Here is an 18,333-nt window from a genome sequence, read left to right on the forward strand (position 1 = left end):
CCGCGCCTGCCGTGTCGGGGCCGACGGTGAGGGAGGGAGACGCATGCGCAGCGCCGTCATAGTGGGCGCCGGACTGATCGGTCGCTCCGTGGGGCTCGCACTGCGGCGACACGGTGTGACCACCTACCTGATCGACGCGGACCCCGAGGCGGCGCTGGCCGGCGAGGAGTGCGGCGCGGGCTTCGCCGCGCACCCCCCGCAGCAGGCCGACATCGCGGTGATCGCCGTACCACCCGCTCTCGTCGCCCCGGTGCTCGCCGAGCACCAGAGGCTCGGCACCGCCCGCTGCTACACGGATGTCTCCGGCGTCAAGGTCCGGTTGCACCAGGAGGCCCGGGCGCACGGCTGCGATCTGACCTCCCTGGTCAGCGGGGCACCCGTGGTCGGCGGGGGAGCGGGCCGGTCTCAGCCCCGGGCCGACCTCTTCGACGGCAGGCCGTGGGCCCTCACCCCGACCGAGTCCACCGGCAATCTCGCCCTGAACAGCGCACTGGAACTGGTCGCACTGTGCGGGGCGGTCTCGGTGCTGCTGGACCCCGAGACCCACGACCGCGCGGTCGCCCTCGTCTCGCACGCGCCGCACCTCGTCTCCAGCCTCGTCGCGGCACGGCTGCTCGGCGGCGACGAGTCGGCCGTACGGCTGGCCGGACAGGACCTGCGCGACGTCACCAGGACCGCGGACGGCAACCCCGAGCGGTGGGCCGAGATCCTCACGGCCAACGCCGGCCCGGTCGCCGACCAACTGGACGACTGGGCGGCCGAAGCGCAGGCCATGGCACGGGAGTTGCGCGATGTCGCGCGGTCCGGGGACGCGGCCCGCCCGGTCCGGCTGCGGGAGACCCTGCGCTTCGGCGTGGCAGGGCGGGCCCGCATCCGGGAGCTGGACGCGCCCCGGCCCTGATGGGCCGAAAACACCACCGGCAGAAGGGACATGACCATGCGGAGGACTCCGCGCGCCACGGCCGTCGCCGGAGCGCTGGGAGCGGCCGCGCTCCTCGCGGCACCGACGGTCTCCGCCGCCCCCGCCGAGGTGACTTCGGCGGGCTGTGTCACCAAGAGTGACGCCCAGGACTTCGCCAGGGGCGAGATCACCGTCTGTGTCGAGGACGGCCGGGTGCGGGTGACCGGCAACGTCGAGGACCTCAAACCCGGCGGCCCCTTCACGGGAGGCGACAGCTACTGCGTGGGCTGGACCATCGGCTGGGAGACCGCCTCTGGAAGCACGTCCAGCGGCACTCCTGTGGCTTGCCCTCACTTCGGCGGCGAGGCGTACATCGAGTTCGACTACGACCCCACCGAGGACGAGCACGGTCCGAAGGACGTCACCGGCGTGACGTACATGCGCCTCCACACGGAATCCTGGTGACCGCCCTGCCGAAAGAAAGGGCAGCACAACGGAATGCATGACGGAAGTGCAGGCGTATCCACGGGCGGGAACGGAGTTCGAAACGAATCCTCACTGTCCTTGGTGATGGAAATGCCGTCAGCGCTTTCGGATCACATTCCGCGCTCCTAACGTGATCAGCGTTCAGTCCTTCTCGACGAATTGAGCGCTGATGCCGAAGGTGACCGGAGCAGGACGCCCGTTGCGCCGACGTGCCGCCCTCGTGGCGGCCGCGATGCTGGCGGTCGCGCCCGCCGCCGCGAGCGGTCCGGGCGTGGCCGCACCGGCCCCCGAAGAGGCCGCGTGGACGGCGCCCGCCCTGCCCGCGCCGACCGGTGCCCGGCCGGTCGGCCTGCGGACGACGGAGCTGCGCGACACCTCCAGGCGCGACCCCTGGAACCCCGCGCGGGCCCGGGAGCTGACGGTCTCGCTCTGGTATCCGGCCCGGGCTTCGAAGGCGCCGCGCGCCCGCTACGTCACGGTGCGGGAATCGGAGATGATCCTGCGCCGACACCGGGTCGAGGGTGTGCCCGCCGATCTGCTCAGCCGCATCCGGGTCCACGCGCGGGTGGCCGCGCCGCCGGTGGCGGCGCCCGGCCGCGGCCTGCCTCTGGTGCTGCTGTCGCCCGGTTTCGCGCTGCCCCGGTCGTCGCTGACGGGGCTCGCCGAGGAACTGGCGAGCCGGGGGTACGCGGTGGCCGGGGTCGACCACGCCTACGAAGCCGCGGCCATCCGCCATCCCGACGGCCGCGTGACGGGCTGCCTGGCCTGCGAGCGGCGACCGGAGGGAGCGGTGGTCGCCGCGACCCGTGCGGCTGATCTGTCGTTCGTACGGCAGCGGTTGATCCGTTCGGCCCGGGCCGGCGGGCTGCCGCGTCTGGACCCGTCGAGGGTCGCGCTGGTGGGCCACTCCATGGGCGGGGCCGCCGCGTTCGAGGCGCTGCGTACCGATCCCGGGTTCGCGCTCGGGGTGAACATGGACGGCACGGTCCACACATCCGGCAGGACCAGGCTCGACCGGCCGTTCGTGCTGCTGGGCGCGGGCGAGCACGGCCGGCCCGGCAGCGACCGGACCTGGGACCGGGCCTGGCAGGACCTCTCCGGCCGGCGCCGCTGGATCTCGGTGGACGGCGCGGGTCATCTGTCCTTCACCGACTACGCGCCCCTGCTGGAACGGATCGGGCGGGCGGGTCCGGAGGTCACCCTGCCCTCCGGGGACGGCAGCCGGATCACCCGGGAGCTGGTCGTGGCCCTTCTCGACGAGGGGCTCCTGCACCGCCTCGGTCCTCGCCTCGACGCGGTGGCGCGGCACCTGCCGGAGGTCCGGCGCCACGACGGCCCGCAGGACCCGGCCACCGGTTGAGAAAACGAACCAATATCGGAAGGAAACGTGGGCTCAGTATCTTGGCCAGGGTCGGAAGCAAAGGCCGCAGCCCGCGCAGAATCTCCACCGACGTTCCCGGAAGGAATGCGAAGTGACCAATCCGTTCGAAGACGCAGACGGCCGCTATCTCGTGCTCGTCAATGATGAGGGCCAGCATTCGCTGTGGCCGTCCTTCGTGGACGTGCCGGCCGGGTGGACGGTCGCCTTCGGCGAGTCCGACAGGGAGGCCTGCCTGGAGTACGTGGAGAAGAACTGGACCGACATGCGGCCCAGGAGCCTCGTCGAGGCGATGAGCGTCGACAGCTGACCCGGCGGCGGCCCCGGACAGGCATGCCCGCGCCGCCCGGATCGCGCCGCACCACTGCCGCCCCGCCGGATGGATCCGGCGGGGCGGAGCGCTGTCCGGGGCGGATCCGGCGGCGTACGCCTGTGCCGTGATTACGGAACGCCACGGCCCGTACGACCCTCTCGGGGTCGTACGGGCCGTCGTCGAGCGCGCTGTCCGGATCGGTGCCCGGTGCCCGGTGCCGGCCGGCTCGGCTCAGCCGACGCAGTCGGCCAGGCCCGGGGCGGCACGCAGGGAGCGGAACGCGTGCAGGCGCACCAACTCCTGCCATCGGTAGCGCATCTCGCCCCAGGGGCTGCGGCCGACCACTTCCAGGAGCTGCGCGTCCACCAGGGTCTCGATGAGGTCCTCGGCGTCCAGCAGATCCGTGCCGAGCACCTTCGCCGCCTCCGCCGCCTCGAAGTCGGCGTCGTCGAGGCGGCTCAACTCGCGGTAGGCCTCGGCCGCGTCGGCGTCCAACTCCCGCATGCTGCGGTCGAGTCGGGCGTGCAGCGAGTCCTCACCGATGCTGAGTTCCGCCAGCCGGTCGGCGGAGCGTTCCAGGCGGCGTACCAGGTCGGACACCTGCCAGTGCTGCTTGGTGAGCAGCCTGGCCGCCGCGGCGCGCAGCGCCAGGGGCGTGTGGCCGCACAGTGCGCTGAGCTGCCGGGTGGCCCGGGGGGACTCCTCGGCCCTGGAGTCCCGCAGCACGCTGGTCAGCACCTCCGTTGACTCCTCGTCGGACAGCGGGCCGACGCGCAGCCGAAGGGCGCAGTACTTCTGCAGGAGTTCGTCCAGGTTGGCCTGTCCGGTGATGAGTACGCAGCACTCACCGCTCCCGGGCAGCAGATGACGCAGCCTGGCATACGACGACGCGTGGTCGAGGACCACCAGGACGCGCTTGCCCTCCAGCATCGCGCGATAGCGCTCGGCGGCCTCCGAGACGTCCGTGGGCAGCGGCCCCTCGGCTCCCAGCCGGCGAAGGAACTGGTGGAGCACGTCCAGGGTCCGGCCCTGCCGGAGGTCGGCGAACAGCTGTCCGTCGGGGAAGCGGTGCGCCGACCGGTGCGCCCAGTTGACGGCGAGGCTCGTCTTACCGATTCCTGGGCTTCCCGTGATGTACGCGATGGGGGATGGATTCTGCGGAGAACCGTTGAGCAGCGCATCATCCATAAGCCACTGCTCCCGACTACGTCCGGTGAAGTACGCGTTGCTTTCCGGGAGCTGGCACGGCACTGGCTGGGGTCTGTCTCTTCGTGGTGCGGCAATGCCGGGAACAGCGAGCTGGGGGAATTCGTCCCGCAGAATCGAGTCGTGGAGCGACTGCAGCTCGGCGCCCAGTTCGAGGCCGATCTCCTCAATGGAGTACCGCATTCCGTCGCGGAATGTCGTGAGCGCCTCCGCGCGCCGGCCCGAACGGTACTGGGCGAGCATCAGGTAGTAGCGCAGCCGGTCGCGCAGCGGGCAGGCGCCGACCAGCGCCTGGAGTTCACCGAGCACCGCCTGGTGCTCACCGAGCTGGAGGCGCAGCGCCATCTGCTGCTCCACGGCGAGCATCCGCTGTTCGTCGAGGCGGACCGCCTCGGTCTCGGCGAAGGGCGCGTACACGCCGCCGAGAGCCGGGCCGCGCCACAGTGCCAGCGCCTCCCGCAGAGCCGCCGCCGCCTCCGCCGGGCGGTCCTCCGCCGTCCACTCCGTGGCCCTGGCGACCAGTTGCTCGAAGCGCAGCGAGTCGAGCGAGTGGCCGGCGAGGTTGAGCATGTATCCGGGAGTGGCCGTGACGATCGTGTCCTGGCTCCAGCCCGCGCTGCGGAAGATCTTGCGCAAGGTGGCGATGCAGATCGCCACCTGGGTACGGGCCGTGCTCGGCGGGCGGCCGTTCCAGACCTTTTCTATCAGTGAATCGAAAGACACGACCTGATTCACGGAGAGCAGCAATGCGGAGAGAACCGCCCGCTGCCGAGGTCCGCCGACCGTGAGGCCTTGGCCATTCATCTGCACTTCGAGCGGCCCGAGTATTCGGAATTCGAGGCCGGATTCGATGTCTTCTTTCGTGTTCGGTTCGACTCCCTGAGGTACCGGAGTTGTCAGCTGAACATTCATGATTTCTTGAACCCCCGCGTCAAGTTTCAGTAATGTCTGTGCAATTAAGATCCCGGAATTCTGAGCGTGGCCGACTCGATGCATGGGACTGGCCTGCGCTGCGGTCCTCATGAGACCCCTCGCTCGTACGCCTCCTGAGCAAAGTGGAATGCTCGGCTCCGCATTTGTGCGTGTTAGCGGGCGTGGCGAGTGCGGGTCGTTCGATGCACCAGATTTATCGATCGTAGTTGGCTCCCCCCTGCCTTCTGTTAAATGATACGGATCTTTGATGACCTCAACACTCAACTTTCGGCAGGTATCACACCTAGCTTTCGATAGTCCGCCGCGTTCTATTCCGAGAACGTCTCATCCGTGACCTGTCCCCGCTCAAGCTTGATCGTCCCTGGTGACGACGGAGGTCGCCCCCTGGCCGCGGCGGCCGGCGGGGCGGCGGGGCCGTGGCGACCGGAGGGCGACAGGGCTGGATCGGCCAGGTCGGGGGATTGGCTGGATCGCACCACGTGCCCGAAAGCGGACAGACGAAAGGGACGCCCGGCACGGGCCGGGCGTCCCTTCCTCTCGCGAGGGCGGTCCGGGGGATGTCACCGCCTTCGCTGGCTCAGTCGTCGGCCAGCCGCCGACGCATACGGGCCCATACGAGCTCCAGCACCAGTCCGGCCACAGCGGCACAGGCGACCGCCGTCCACGGTGCCGCGACACCGACCAGCTTCAGCTGGAAGAACTCCTGGAGATACGGCACCACCAGCACGACGGCGAACGACACCGCCATCGTCAGCACCAGCAGGATGCGCCACCAGGTGTAGGGGCGGGCGATGATGGCCAGCGCCCACAGGGCCGTGAGGAACAGCGCGAGGGTCGCCGCCGAGGTCTCGGCGTCCAGGTTGTCGTCGTACACGGACCGGGCGAACAGATAGGCGACCGAGGTGGCCGTCGCCGCGAGCGCGCCGGCGGGAATGGCGAACCGCAGGACGCGGCCCACGAAGTTCGACCTGGCGCGCTCCGTGTTGGGGGCCAGTGCGAGGAAGAACGCGGGGACGCCGATGGTGAGCGAGCCGACCAGCGTGATGTGACGCGGCAGGAAGGGGTACGGCACCTGGGCGATCACGATGACGATGGCCATCAGCACCGAGTAGACGGTCTTGGTGAGGAACAGGTTGGCCACGCGCTCGATGTTGCCGATGACCCGGCGGCCCTCCGCGACCACCGAGGGCAGCGAGGCGAAGTTGTTGTTGAGCAGCACGATCTGGGCCACCGCCCGGGTCGCCGGGCTGCCCGAGCCCATACCCACGCCGATGTCGGCGTCCTTGAGCGCGAGGACGTCGTTGACGCCGTCACCGGTCATCGCCACGGTGTGGCCCCGGGACTGCAGGGCGCCCACCATGTCCCGCTTCTGCTGGGGGCCGACCCGCCCGAAGATGGCGTTCTGCTCGACGGCGTCGGCCAGTTCCTCCGGGTGCTCCGGGAGGAACCGGGCGTCCACCGGGTTGTCCGCGCCGGGCAGGGACAGGCTCGACGCGACGGCGCCGACGGACACCGCGTTGTCGCCCGAGATCACCTTGGCCGAGACGCCCTGGTCGGCGAAGTACCGCAGGGTGGCGGGCGCCTCCTGCCGGATGCGCTGCTTGATGACGACGAGCGCGGCGGGCGTGACCGCGTCGGGCACGGCGGCCGCGTCGTCCAGGAGTTCGTCCAGCGGCCGTGAGCAGCGCGCCAGGAGCAGGACGCGCAGGCCCCGCGCGCCGTAGGAGTCCGCGGCGGTGAGCACGGAGTGCCCGGCCGGCAGCATGGTGTCGGGCGCGCCGAGCAGCCAGGCCGATTCCGCACCGGACGGCTGGGTGAACGCGGCGCCGCTCCACCGCCGGGCCGAGGAGAACGGCGCGGTCGCGGTGCGCTGCCAGCCCTCGGGAGCGGGGTAGGCCTCGATGATCGCCTGAAGGCTGGCGTTGGGACGTTCGTCGGCGGCGCCGAGGGCGCCGAGCACCTCCTCGACGGGCACGCCCGGCAGCAGCGGAAGGACCTCGTCGACGTCCATCGACGCCTCGGTGAGCGTTCCCGTCTTGTCCAGGCACACGGTGTCCACCCGGGCCAGGCCCTCGATGGCGGGAAGCTCCTGGACCAGGCACTGCTTCTTGCCGAGCCGGACCACGCCGACCGCGAAGGCCAGCGAGGTCAGCAGGACGAGACCCTCCGGGACCATGGGGACGAGACCGCCCACCATGCGGCGGATCGCCTCGGGCAGATCGTCGTCGTTCACCATGAACTGCGTGATGATCAGCGAGATGCCCGCCGGGATGATCGCGTAGGTGACGAACTTCAGGATCTTGTCGATGCCGTTGCGCAGCTCGGAGTTGACGAGGCTGAAGCGCCGTGCCTCCTCGGCGAGTTGGGAGGCGTACGCCTCCCGTCCCACCCGGGTGGCGGTGAAGGCGCCGGATCCGGCCACCACGAAGCTGCCGGACATCACCGCGTCGCCGGGACGCTTGACGACCGGATCCGCCTCGCCCGTGAGCAGCGACTCGTCGACTTCCAGGTTCTCGGCCGTGGTGACCGTGCCGTCCACCACGATCTTGTCGCCCTGGCCCAGGTCGATGACGTCGTCCATGACGATCTCGGAGGCGCTGAGCGTGACGCGCTGCCCGTCGCGCCAGACGCGTGGACGGCTCTCGCCGACGATCGCGAGCTGGTCGAGGGTCCGCTTGGCACGCACTTCCTGGATGATGCCGATCAGCGTGTTGGCGAGGATGACGCCGCCGAACAGCCCGTCCTGCACAGGCCCGACGATCATGATGATGACGAACAGCACGCCGATGATCGCGTTGATGCGGGTGAACAGGTTGCTCCGGACGATCTCGCCGATGCTGCGGCTCGACCGGGTCGGCACGTCATTGACGCGACCGGCGGCGACGCGCTCGGCGACCTGAGCCGACGTCAGCCCGGCGTGCCCGTCGACGAGCGTTCCAGGTGGCGGGGCGGCGCCGCCCAGGACCCCGGCGTCGGCGGCGCCGCCGGGCTCGTCCAACTGCTTCTTCATCCCTGACGTCCTCCGGACTCGGCTCCGCGCTCTGCACTTCTGACGGATGTTCTCTCCGCCCACCGACAGTAGGAGCCCGCCTCCCGCCGTCACCACGCACGAACGACGTCTCTTCGGCCTTACTTTCGGCAGGGACCACCCCGCCGTCCGGCAGAGCGAAAACGGATCAATATCGAGGGGAAAGTGCGCGCTTCTAGCTTCGTGCTCGCAGTTCTGCGGGCATCACGGTGTCCGCACCCGGCCGAAGCGGCGCCTGATCGGTGCCCGGCCGGTCACCTTCCCCCCAGGCAGAGGAGATCCTCACTCATGCACGCACAGACGAGCGGATACACCGTGACAGGGGATGACGTGCAGGGTCAGCTGGCGGAGCTCCGGCGGAGCCATCCCGAGCTGCACGCCCTTGCCGATCCGCAGCGGCTCGCCGCCTGGGAGGACGCCCTGTGCACCGCCCTGGAGCGGCACGACGACTTCGGCGCCGACCCGGAAGGCAGCCGCGGAGTGGAGTACGTGCAGGCCCAGACGCTGAACTCGCTGGCCCGCGAGGCGGGTATCCGCGAACTCCTCGGCTTCGCCGACACCGCCCGCCGCACACCGGACGGCGAACGGCCCGTCCTGGTCGACCTGTTGGGCGGGGACGGACTGGTGCGCAAGGTGTGCGAGGAGCTGGGCATCGGCGACTTCAACATCCTGACGTGCGACGCGTCCCCGCACATGGTCGCGTCGGCGTGGGCGGCGGGCATGCCGGCGCTGCTGCAGCGTGCGGAGCAGCCCCTGCTGCGCGACCGGACCGTCGACGCCGTGCTGCTGGCCTACGGCTCGCACCACGTGCCGCCCTCGGACCGTCAGACCGTGGCCACCGAGGCCCACCGCATGCTCCGCCCCGGCGGGACGTTCATCCTGCACGACTTCCTCGTCGGCTCGCCCGTGGACGTCTGGTTCGAGGAGGTGACCGACGTGTACTCGGCGACCGGCCACAAGTTCCTGCACTTCACCCGCGACGAGATCGACGGCTATCTGGAGAAGGCCGGGTACGACCGCCACGAGGTCGTGGAGATCGACGACCCGTACACCGCTGTCGGCGCCACCCCGGAAGAGGCGGAGATCGAGATCGGCCGGTACCTGCTCAACATGTACGGCCTGGTCAAGGTCTTCGACGGCCGGACCGAGAACGAGGCGTACCGCTGGGTGACCGAGACCGCGAAGTCCATCTTCCGCTACCCGGAGGGAGAAGGGTCCCTCCGGGCGAGCGAGCTGCGCTACGAGGAGGCCACCGGCAAGTGGCGCATCACCATCCCGCGGCGCGCGGTCGTCGGCGTCGGGCGCATCGCCGCCGCCGGGCCCGACGGCCGCTGAACCCGCGGCGACGGCGGTCCCGGCAGGGACCGTTCAGCGGGCGAAGGCGCGCCGGACCCGGTTCAGCCGGTGCAGGGCGTCCAGGGTGGCCGGGGCCGGCGCGCCGAAGTCGATGAGCGAGGCCACCTCGTCGACCCCGGCCTCCCGCAGCCGTGCCACGAAGCGGACGCACTTGTCGACCGAGCCGAGCAGTGCCGAGGTGCGGAAGTAGCGTTCGAAGGCGTGGTCGAGGAGCTGGGGGCCGCCGTGGGCGCCCAGCTCCGGCCAGCGGTCCCGCCACAGGTCCACGGAGGACGCCAGGTACTCCAGGAACGGGGCGCGCACCACCTCACGTACCGCGTCGTCGGACTCCCCGACGAAGGTGTGCACCATCAGCGTCACACGGCCGGTGTCCGGGTCGTGGCCCGCCCGCTCGCGCGCGGCACGGTACGCGCGGATCCGGGGCACCAGGTCCTCCACCCGCTGGAAGAGCAGAGCGGTCAGCACATGGAGGCCGAGCGCGCCGGCCTCCTCGAATCCCGCGGGGTGCGACGAGCAGGTCAGCCACAGGTCCAAGTCCGGCTGGACGGGCCGCGGATAGGTCGCGACCCGCGTCTGCCGTCCCTTGCCGTCGGTGCGCTCGACGGTCCTGCCCGCCCACAGGTCCCGCACCTCGGCCAGACTCTCCAGCGTGTGGGCGCGGCGGGCGGCGTAGCGCTCCGGGGCCAGCACGAAGTCGTGCGCGTTCCAGCCGGTGGCCAGGGCCAGGTCGACACGCCCGCGGGAGAGGTTGTCGACGAACGCCCAGTCCTCCACCACGGTCAGCGGGTCGTGGAGCGGGGCGACGACACTGCCCGCCCGCAGCCGGACCCGTTCGGTCCGTGCCGCGAGGGCGGCCGCGGCCAGTGCCGGATTGGGGTAGGCACCTCCGAAGGGGTGGAAGTGCCGCTCGGGCAGCCACACCGCGGTGAAGCCGTTGCGGTCGGCGAAGCGGGCGCTGTCGAAGAGCAGGTCGTACTCGGCTGGAGCGTCGTCCACTTTCCTGTTCGCGAAGTACAACAGGCTGAAATCCATGACTGATTGCCCGCCCTCTCAGTTCGCGCTGCCCAGGGCGCCGGCCGGCGTGTCCGCCAGTTTCCGCGCGATGAGGAGGCCGAGTGCTTCCAGGCTCGGGTGGTCCCACATTTCGTCGGCAGTGACGACGACGCCGAAGTGGTCCTCGATATCGGCGGCCAGACCCGCGGAACCGACGGAGTTCAAGCCGTGGTCCGAGAGCGGCCGCCCCGGGTCGATGTCCTGTGCCGGGAGCCCGACGTGACTGGCGAAACAGGTGATGAGCCAGGTCCGGACGGTCTCGGGAGAGTGCTGGGCGTGCGCCATGTCCACCATGTCCCCTCGGTTGCTGATGCGTTGGCAGATGGTGGAGACGCGGTCCGCAACTCGGGGCGAGCAAATGCGTTGGATCCACCGGAAAGTAACAGTGCGTGTGACGTAACGTCAAGGCATTCCGGGGGCCGCGCAAGGGATATGCCTTCAATAGCGAAGCTATAAGGCTCATACATAAAGTGCGGAGCGGTGGATTCACGGCCGCATTTGATTTCTGCCGTTCGTCGGCAGGCGAGTAATTCACGACAGGGAAGGCGACATGACCACCCATCCCATCGAAGAACTCACGGCGGACGCGGCCGAGGCCGCCCGCGCCACCGTGCCCCACCGCGCCGCCGCCGCGGCGCTGGCGCGGGACTACGACGTCATCCCGCTCCACCAGGAGTTCCTGGCCGATGTGATCAGCCCTGTCACCGCGTTCTCCCAGCTGTGCGGGCCGGACGAGGCCGGCTTCCTGCTGGAGAGCGTGCCCGTCTCCGGCGGCGTCGCGCGCTACTCGTACGTGGGACACCGGCCGGTACCGCTCGACCTGCCCGACGGTGACCCGCTGGCCGCACTGGAACCCCTGCTCGCGGCGTCGGAGGCCCCGCTGCACGGCCTGCCGCCGTTCCACGGTGGCGTCGTCGGCTACCTCGGCTACGAGGCGGCACGCCACTTCGAGGAGTTGCCGGTCTCCGCGGGCGCGCCGCCCGGCCTGCCCGAGTCCGCCTTCCTGGCCGCCGACGACCTGGTGGTCTTCGACCACGCCACCCGGCGCGTCCTGCTGATGACCCTGTACCGCCCGGCACACGAGTCCTACGACGACGCCGTCGCCCGGATCGTCCACCTCAACCACAGGCTGCGGGACGCGGGCAGGCCCGATGGGTTCACGGGCCGGCCGCTCGCGGACACCGCCCCGCCGGACGCGGAGGCGACGGACGGCTGGACCGCCAACCTCACCGAGGCGGAGTTCAAGGGCCGTGTCGCCCGCGCCCGCGAGCACATCGCGGCCGGCGACGCCTTCCAGATCGTGCTGTCCCGGCGCCTCAGCAGGCCCCTGCGTGCCGAACCGCTCGACCTGTACCGGCATCTGCGGGCGACCAACCCGTCGCCGTACATGTACCACCTGAGCCTGGGCGGGGGCCGCCATGTCATCGGGGCCTCACCCGAACTGCTCGTCAAGGCGGAGGGCCGCCGCGTGGAGACCCGGCCGCTGGCCGGCACCCGGCCCCGGCATCTCGACCCCCGCCAGGACCTGGACCTGGAGCACGAACTGCTCGCCGACGAGAAGGAACGCGCCGAGCACGTGATGCTGGTCGACCTCGGCCGCAACGACCTCGGCAGGGTCACCGAACCGGGCACCGTACAGGTGGAGCAGCTCATGCGGGTCGAGCGCTTCTCCCACGTGATGCACCTGTCGTCCACCGTCTCGGGCCTGCTCGCGCCGGGCCGCGGCGCGCTGGACGCCCTGCGGTCCACCTTCCCCGCCGGAACGCTCTCCGGAGCGCCCAAGATCCGCGCCATGGAGATCATCGCGGAGCTGGAGCCCCAGCAGCGCGGTGTCTACGGCGGTGCCCTCGGCTTCGTGGGCCTCGACGGACTGACCGACTTCGCGATCGCCCTGCGCACCATGGTCGTGGCCGACGGCCAGGTGCACGTCCAGGCGGGCGCGGGCATCGTCGCCGACTCCGACCCCACGTCCGAGTACCGCGAGACGCTGCACAAGTCGCGCGCGATGATCACGGCCGTACGGCGGGCGGAGGCCCAGGCATGAGCACCTCGACCGGAACCCGCCCCGGCCGCGCCGAGGGACCGCGCGTCGCGGTGATCGACAACTACGACTCGTTCACCTACAACCTCGTGCACTACGTCGCCGAGATGGGCGGCCGGCCCACGGTCTTCCGCAACGACGCCGTCGGCGTCACCGAACTCGCCGGCTTCGACCTGCTGTTGATCTCGCCGGGGCCCGGTACGCCGGCCGACGCCGGGATCTCCGTCGAGGCGGTCCGCGAACTCGGCGGACGGCTGCCGATCCTCGGGGTCTGCCTGGGGCACCAGAGCATCGCCGCCGCCTTCGACGGGCCGGTGGTCCGCGGAGAGCAGGTGCACGGCAAGACCTCCCTGGTGCACCACGACGGCAGCGGTGTGCTCGCCGGTCTCCCCGACCCGTTCACGGCCACCCGGTACCACTCGCTCGTGGTGAGCGACGCCGGCCTGCCGGACGCGCTCGTCGTCACGGCCCGCACGGCGGACGGCACGATCATGGGCCTGCGCCACCGCGAGCACCCGACGTACGGCGTGCAGTTCCACCCGGAATCGGTGCTCAGCCCCGAGGGCAAGCAGCTGATCGCGAACTTCCTGGAGTGCGGTGATGATTGAGCTACTGAGAACGGTCACCCGGCGGCGCCTGACCGAGGCCGAGGCGGCCGAGGCGATGCGCGTGATCATGCGCGGCGAGGCGACACCGGCCCAGATCGCGGGGTTCGCGCTGGCCGTCACGGTGCGCGGCGCCTCCGTCGACGACCTCGTGGGAATGGCCCGCGCGGCCCAGGAGTTCGCCACCCCCGTCCGGTGCGAGGGTGAGCTGCTCGACACCTGCGGAACCGGCGGCGACGGCCTGAACACCTTCAACGTCTCCACCGTGTCCGCGATCGTCGCCGCGGCCTGCGGGGTCCGCGTCGCCAAGCACGGCAACCGCAGCGCGTCGTCCGCCTGCGGCAGCGCGGACGTCCTGGAGGAACTCGGGGTCCGCATCGACCTCGGTGCCGACGAAGCCGCCGCCTGTCTGCGGAGCACCGGCATCACCTTCCTGTTCGCCCCGCTCTTCCACCCGGCCTTCAAGCACACGTCCGGCCCGCGCCGGGAACTGGGCACGCGCACCGTCTTCAACCTCCTGGGACCGCTGTGCAACCCGTCGGGCGCGCGCCTGCGCACCCTCGGAGTGCCGAGCCGGGACCTCGTGGAGCCGATGACCGAGGTCCTCGACCGGCTCGGCGTCACCCGCGCCCTGGTGTTCCACAGCGAGGACGGCATGGACGAGCTGAGCACCGGCGCACCCGCCCACGTGGTCGAACTGCGCGACGGCCGGCGCACCACCCACCGCTTCGACGCCGCCGACCACGGGCTGCCGCGGTCCCGCCCCGGCGACCTGACCGGCGGCGACCGCGCCGTCAACGCGGCCGTCGTCCGCCGCGTCCTCGCCGGTGAGCCGGGGCCCGCGCGGGACGTCGTCCTGCTCAACGCGGCCGCGGCCCTGCGGGTCGCCGCCCTGGCCGACACCTGGGCCGACGGGCTGCGCCTCGCCGGCTCGGCGGTCGACAGCGGCGCCGCCGCCGATCTGCTCGAACGCTGGACCCGCGCCTCCTGGCAGCGGGCGGAACTGGAGGTGCCCGCGTGAGCGACATCCTCGTGACCCTCGTCGCAGACGCCGAACGGCAGACGGAACGGCGACGCGCGGTCCGCCCCGAGACCGAGCTGGTCGTGCTTGCCGCGGCCGCGCCCCCGCCCCGGGACTTCGCCGCCGCCCTGCGGCAGCCGGGCCTCGGCGTCATCGCCGAGATGAAGCCCCGCAGCCCCTCCAAGGGGCCGCTCACCGACGACTACCGGCCTGCCGAGCTGGCCCGCGCCTATCAGGGCGGCGGCGCCTGCGCCCTGTCGGTCCTCACCCACGAGGACGGCTTCGGAGGCAGCCCCGACCACCTCGTGGTCGCCCGTGACGCATCCGACGTCCCCGTCCTGCGCAAGGACTTCATCGTCGACGAGTACCAGATCCTGGAGGCCAGGGCGCTCGGCGCCGATGCCCTGCTGCTCATCGTCGCCGCGCTGACCCCCGAGCGGCTGGCCGAACTCCTCGCGTACACCCGGAAGTACGGCATGGAGGCGCTGGTCGAGGTGCACGACGAGGGCGAGGTGGACACCGCTCTGGCGGCGGGCGCCGACGTCATCGGCGTCAACCACCGTGACCTGAGGGACTTCTCGATCGACCGGACCCTCTCCGCCCGGCTGCGCGAGCGGGTGGGCGGCCGGCGGGTCATGGTCGGCGAGAGCGGCGTGCGCGGCGCACCGGACGCGCGCGATCTAAAACGGGCCGGCGTGGACGCGGTCCTCGTCGGAGAACTGCTCATGCGGGCCGGGGATCCCGGCGCCACGATCAAGGAACTGATCGGATGACAGCGAGCGACACACACACGACAGCACCGGCGGCCCCGTACCGCCCGGATACCGCGGCCGGTACGGGTGAGGGAGCCTGGAGCCCCGCATCGTGGCGCGGCCGCCCCGCCGCGCAGCAGCCCGACTGGCCCGACCCGGAGGAACTGCGGCGCGTGGAGGACACCCTCGCCCTGCAGCCCCCACTGGTGCTCCCGGACGAGATCCTCGACCTGCGGCACTCCCTCGCCCAGGTCGCCGCCGGAGAGGGATTCCTGCTGCAGGCGGGAGACTGCGCCGAACGGTTCAGCTCCTGCACCGAGTCCGGCGTCCGAAGCAAGCTGCGCGTGATCCTCCAGGTGGCCATCCTGCTCACCTACGGATCCGGTCTGCCCGTGGTGAAGGTCGGGCGGATCGGCGGCCAGTTCGGCAAGCCCCGCAGCCGCCCCACCGAGACGATCGACGGCACCGAACTGCCCGCCTACCGCGGTGACATCGTCAACGGCCCCGAGTTCACCCCCGAGGCACGCCGCGCGGACGCCACCCGGCTGCTCCGCGCCTACCAGCACTCGTCGGCGGTCCTGAACGTCCTGCGGGCCCTGACCCTGGGCGGGTACGCCGACCTCGGCCAGGTCCACGACTGGAACCAGGAGTTCGTCCGCGGCAGCGCCGCCGGACAGCGGTACGAGAAGGCCGCCGACGACATCACCTGGGCCCTGAGGTTCATGTCGGCCTGCGGCGTGGACACCCGCTCCCAGGCCGCGCTGCACCAGATCCAGCTCTACACCTCGCACGAGGCGCTGCTGCCCCACTACGAGCAGGCGCTGACCCGCTACGACGAGAAGCGGCGCACCTGGTTCGACACCAGTGCGCACATGGTGTGGATCGGTGACCGCACCCGCCAACTCGACGGTGCCCACGTCGAGTTGCTGTCCGGCATCGGCAACCCCGTCGGGGTCAAGGTCGGCCCCACCACGACACCCGGGCAGCTGCGCGAGCTGTGCGAGCGCCTCGACCCGGACCGGGCGCCGGGACGCCTCGTCCTGATCAGCAGGCTCGGCGCCGGAAAGGCCACCGAACTGCTGCCGCCGCTGCTGCGTGCCGTGCGCGACGCGGGACACGCCCCGGTGTGGGCCTGCGACCCCATGCACGGCAACACCTTCGTCTCCGACAGCGGCTACAAGACCCGCCGGCTCTCCGACATCACCACCGAGGTGGCCGAGTTCTTCGCGGTGCACCGGCAGGAGGGCCTGCATCCGGGCGGCATCCACCTCGAACTCACCGGCGACGACGTCACCGAGTGCCTCGGTGGCGACCTCGAGGAAGTGCTCGACACCCACCTCGCCACCCGCTACGAAACCGCCTGCGACCCACGCCTGAACGCCGTCCAGTCCATCGAACTCGCCTTCCGCGTCGGGGAGTTCCTGCGTGAGCTCCGGCGCGGCGAACGATGAACGACATACGCGAGGCGGCCGGTCTGCCCGAGGTCCTGCGCGCCCTGGCCCGCTCGCAGCCCGACGAGGCGGCGTTGATCCACATCCGGGTCCCGGACGCCGACGACGGCCACGACACGCTGACGTACGCCCGGCTGGACCTGGCGGCACGTGAGCTCGCGGCACGGCTGCGCGCGGAGGCGGGGCTCGTCCCCGGGGACCGGGTGCTCCTCCAGCTTCCGTCCGGTACACGGTTCCCCGTCGCCTTCTTCGGATGCCTGTACGCGGGACTCATCGCCGTACCCGCGCCGCTGCCCGGCAACAACCGGCGAGAACTCCTGCGGGTCAAGGGGATCGTGCGCCAGGCAGGCGTCCGCGCGATCCTCACCGACGGCGAGAACCGCCCGGCGGTCCGCGCATGGCTGAGCGCCCAGTCACTGGAGGACGTCCCGCTCCTGGTGACCGAGGGACCGGACGGGGCCCCGCCCGGCCCGGCCGACGCCCCGCCCCCGCTGCCCGGCGAGACCGCGCGCCACGACACCCCCGCCCTGATCCAGTACACCTCGGGCTCCACCTCCGACCCCAAGGGCGTCGTGGTCACCCACGGCAATCTGCTGCACAACGTCGCGGTCATGGGGGCGAGCTTCGCCGTCCCGCCCGGCACCCGGCACGGTGGCTGGATACCCCTCTACCACGACATGGGACTCGTCGGTCACCTGCTCACCGGCGTCCTGCTGGGCAGAGGCGCCGTGACGATGAACCCGATCGCCTTCATACGCAAGCCCCACCAATGGCTGCGCGTCATCGACCGGTTCGCCATCGGACACTCCAACGCACCCGACTTCGCCTACGCGTTGTGCCTACGGCGCACCCGCCCCGACCAGATCGAGGGGCTCGACCTGTCGCGCTGGCGGTACGCGGTCAACGGCTCGGAACCCGTGCACGCACCCACGCTGCGGGCGTTCACCGAACGGTTCGTGCCCTACGGCTTCCGCCCGGATGCCCTGGTGCCCTGCTACGGCATGGCGGAGGCCACCCTGTACGTGTCGGGAACGGTGTCGCGGCCCCCCGCCACGCTCCACGCAGACGCCGCCCTCCTGGAACGGAACGTGCTCGCCGCCGCGAAGCCGGCCGACCCCGCGCGGAGCACCACGCGCGAACTCGTCAGCTGCGGCGAACTGCACGACCTCACCTGCCGGATCGTCGATCCCGAGACCGGCGCCGCGCTCCCCGACGGGACCGTCGGGGAGATCTGGCTCCGCGGACCCGGCGTCGCCCACGGCTACTGGGACAACACGGCGGCGACCGAGGAGATCTTCGGCGCCGTGCTCGACGGCGAGCCCTATCTGCGCACCGGCGACCTGGGGGCGCTCCTCGACGGTGAACTCTTCCTCACCGGCCGGAGGAAGGAGGCCCTGACGGTCAACGGCCGCAATCTCTATCCGCAGGACATCGAGCACGAACTGCGCAGCCGCCACCCCGAGCTGGCCGCGCTGCCGGGCGCCGCGTTCACCGTCGTCGACCGGCGCGGCGAGCGCCACGAGGAGGCCCTCGTGGTGACGCAGGAGATCGCGCGGCACCTCCCCGACGAGCAGTACGCGCGGCTCGCCGCCGACATGAAGCGGACGGTCGTGCGCGAGTTCGGGCTCCCCGTGCGGGGGGTGGCGCTGCTGCGCCGGGGCACGGTCCGGCGTACGACGAGCGGCAAGATCCAGCGGGTCGCCATGCGGGAGCTGTTCCTCGCCGACGCCCTGCGGCCGCTCTACGCGGACTGGTGGACGGGCGGGCCGGGCGGGACGGACGGGCCTGAGCGATAACGCGCCGATAGGG

The 18,333-nt window shown here is 71.3% G+C and carries 15 protein-coding genes; 11 read left to right on the top strand and 4 right to left on the bottom strand.

Annotation, left to right across the window (positions count from 1 at the left end):
- The first annotated feature begins 43 nt into the window (after positions 1-43).
- The 4 genes from IE97_RS0135555 (at position 44) to IE97_RS0135570 (ending at position 3,075) form a co-directional block, all read left to right on the top strand.
- Entirely contained in the window at positions 44-901 is an 858-nt protein-coding gene (locus tag IE97_RS0135555; RefSeq protein WP_030250616.1) for a prephenate dehydrogenase, read from the top strand.
- Positions 902-937: 36 nt separating this feature from the next.
- Positions 938-1,366, top strand: coding sequence for a hypothetical protein (locus tag IE97_RS0135560; protein ID WP_030250619.1), 429 nt, complete (start codon positions 938-940; stop codon positions 1,364-1,366).
- Positions 1,367-1,556: 190 nt separating this feature from the next.
- On the top strand, positions 1,557-2,747 hold the full coding sequence (locus IE97_RS0135565) for an alpha/beta hydrolase family protein (protein ID WP_051705244.1): 1,191 nt from the start codon (positions 1,557-1,559) through the stop codon (positions 2,745-2,747).
- Positions 2,748-2,859: 112 nt separating this feature from the next.
- Positions 2,860-3,075, top strand: coding sequence for an MbtH family protein (locus IE97_RS0135570; protein WP_030250624.1), 216 nt, complete (start codon positions 2,860-2,862; stop codon positions 3,073-3,075).
- Positions 3,076-3,309: 234 nt separating this feature from the next.
- Here IE97_RS0135570 and IE97_RS0135575 read toward each other — a convergent pair whose 3' ends face one another.
- Positions 3,310-5,196 (bottom strand): AfsR/SARP family transcriptional regulator, encoded by a 1,887-nt coding sequence (locus IE97_RS0135575; protein WP_030250629.1) that lies wholly within the window; start codon positions 5,194-5,196, stop codon positions 3,310-3,312.
- Positions 5,197-5,794: 598 nt separating this feature from the next.
- Complete coding sequence (locus IE97_RS0135580) at positions 5,795-8,227, bottom strand: HAD-IC family P-type ATPase (RefSeq protein ID WP_030250634.1); 2,433 nt, start codon at positions 8,225-8,227, stop codon at positions 5,795-5,797.
- Between the two features lie 306 nt (positions 8,228-8,533).
- Between IE97_RS0135580 and IE97_RS0135585 the strand changes: the two genes are divergently transcribed.
- Complete coding sequence (locus IE97_RS0135585) at positions 8,534-9,580, top strand: class I SAM-dependent methyltransferase (RefSeq protein WP_030250638.1); 1,047 nt, start codon at positions 8,534-8,536, stop codon at positions 9,578-9,580.
- A 33-nt stretch (positions 9,581-9,613) separates the two neighbouring features.
- On the opposite strand, the gene IE97_RS0135590 is transcribed toward IE97_RS0135585, so the two are convergent.
- Both IE97_RS0135590 and IE97_RS38950 read right to left on the bottom strand, forming a co-directional pair.
- Entirely contained in the window at positions 9,614-10,633 is a 1,020-nt protein-coding gene (locus IE97_RS0135590; RefSeq protein WP_030250642.1) for a MupA/Atu3671 family FMN-dependent luciferase-like monooxygenase, read from the bottom strand.
- An 18-nt stretch (positions 10,634-10,651) separates the two neighbouring features.
- A complete protein-coding gene (locus IE97_RS38950) occupies positions 10,652-10,948 on the bottom strand; it encodes an acyl carrier protein (protein WP_051705245.1) in 297 nt (98 codons plus the stop codon).
- Between the two features lie 256 nt (positions 10,949-11,204).
- Here IE97_RS38950 and IE97_RS0135600 point away from each other — a divergent pair, with 256 nt between their 5' ends.
- Genes IE97_RS0135600 through IE97_RS0135625 form a run of 6 tightly spaced genes read left to right on the top strand, consistent with a single transcriptional unit; the run spans position 11,205 to position 18,320 of the window.
- The gene (locus IE97_RS0135600; protein ID WP_051705246.1) at positions 11,205-12,698 is read left to right on the top strand and encodes an anthranilate synthase component I family protein; all 1,494 of its coding nucleotides are present in this window, start codon (positions 11,205-11,207) and stop codon (positions 12,696-12,698) included.
- Entirely contained in the window at positions 12,695-13,303 is a 609-nt protein-coding gene (locus IE97_RS0135605) for an anthranilate synthase component II (RefSeq protein WP_051705247.1), read from the top strand. The genes IE97_RS0135600 and IE97_RS0135605 overlap by 4 nt, the downstream gene beginning before the upstream one ends.
- The gene (trpD, locus tag IE97_RS0135610; protein ID WP_030250659.1) at positions 13,296-14,321 is read left to right on the top strand and encodes an anthranilate phosphoribosyltransferase; all 1,026 of its coding nucleotides are present in this window, start codon (positions 13,296-13,298) and stop codon (positions 14,319-14,321) included. Before IE97_RS0135605 ends, trpD begins: the two co-directional genes overlap by 8 nt.
- Positions 14,318-15,094 (top strand): indole-3-glycerol phosphate synthase TrpC, encoded by a 777-nt coding sequence (gene trpC, locus IE97_RS0135615; RefSeq protein WP_030250663.1) that lies wholly within the window; start codon positions 14,318-14,320, stop codon positions 15,092-15,094. Before trpD ends, trpC begins: the two co-directional genes overlap by 4 nt.
- Positions 15,091-16,524, top strand: coding sequence for a class II 3-deoxy-7-phosphoheptulonate synthase (locus tag IE97_RS0135620; protein ID WP_030250666.1), 1,434 nt, complete (start codon positions 15,091-15,093; stop codon positions 16,522-16,524). The genes trpC and IE97_RS0135620 overlap by 4 nt, the downstream gene beginning before the upstream one ends.
- Complete coding sequence (locus IE97_RS0135625; RefSeq protein ID WP_051705248.1) at positions 16,521-18,320, top strand: fatty acyl-AMP ligase; 1,800 nt, start codon at positions 16,521-16,523, stop codon at positions 18,318-18,320. The genes IE97_RS0135620 and IE97_RS0135625 overlap by 4 nt, the downstream gene beginning before the upstream one ends.
- Positions 18,321-18,333: the final 13 nt, after the last annotated feature.

Origin of the sequence: Streptomyces sp. NRRL S-455, from assembly GCF_000717875.1 — a bacterium.
In the GTDB taxonomy this organism is placed as follows: domain Bacteria; phylum Actinomycetota; class Actinomycetes; order Streptomycetales; family Streptomycetaceae; genus Streptomyces.

Bases quoted from the DNA above. Each gene is read 5' to 3' on its own strand.
- IE97_RS0135555 (WP_030250616.1), top strand. From the start codon at position 44: ATGCGCAGCGCCGTCATAGTGGGCGCCGGACTGATCGGTCGCTCCGTG.
- IE97_RS0135560 (WP_030250619.1), top strand. From the start codon at position 938: ATGCGGAGGACTCCGCGCGCCACGGCCGTCGCCGGAGCGCTGGGAGCG.
- IE97_RS0135565 (WP_051705244.1), top strand. From the start codon at position 1,557: ATGCCGAAGGTGACCGGAGCAGGACGCCCGTTGCGCCGACGTGCCGCC.
- IE97_RS0135575 (WP_030250629.1), bottom strand. From the start codon at position 5,196: ATGAATGTTCAGCTGACAACTCCGGTACCTCAGGGAGTCGAACCGAAC.
- IE97_RS0135580 (WP_030250634.1), bottom strand. From the start codon at position 8,227: ATGAAGAAGCAGTTGGACGAGCCCGGCGGCGCCGCCGACGCCGGGGTC.
- IE97_RS0135585 (WP_030250638.1), top strand. From the start codon at position 8,534: ATGCACGCACAGACGAGCGGATACACCGTGACAGGGGATGACGTGCAG.
- IE97_RS0135590 (WP_030250642.1), bottom strand. From the start codon at position 10,633: ATGGATTTCAGCCTGTTGTACTTCGCGAACAGGAAAGTGGACGACGCT.
- IE97_RS38950 (WP_051705245.1), bottom strand. From the start codon at position 10,948: ATGGTGGACATGGCGCACGCCCAGCACTCTCCCGAGACCGTCCGGACC.
- IE97_RS0135600 (WP_051705246.1), top strand. From the start codon at position 11,205: ATGACCACCCATCCCATCGAAGAACTCACGGCGGACGCGGCCGAGGCC.
- IE97_RS0135605 (WP_051705247.1), top strand. From the start codon at position 12,695: ATGAGCACCTCGACCGGAACCCGCCCCGGCCGCGCCGAGGGACCGCGC.
- trpD (WP_030250659.1), top strand. From the start codon at position 13,296: ATGATTGAGCTACTGAGAACGGTCACCCGGCGGCGCCTGACCGAGGCC.
- IE97_RS0135620 (WP_030250666.1), top strand. From the start codon at position 15,091: ATGACAGCGAGCGACACACACACGACAGCACCGGCGGCCCCGTACCGC.
- IE97_RS0135625 (WP_051705248.1), top strand. From the start codon at position 16,521: ATGAACGACATACGCGAGGCGGCCGGTCTGCCCGAGGTCCTGCGCGCC.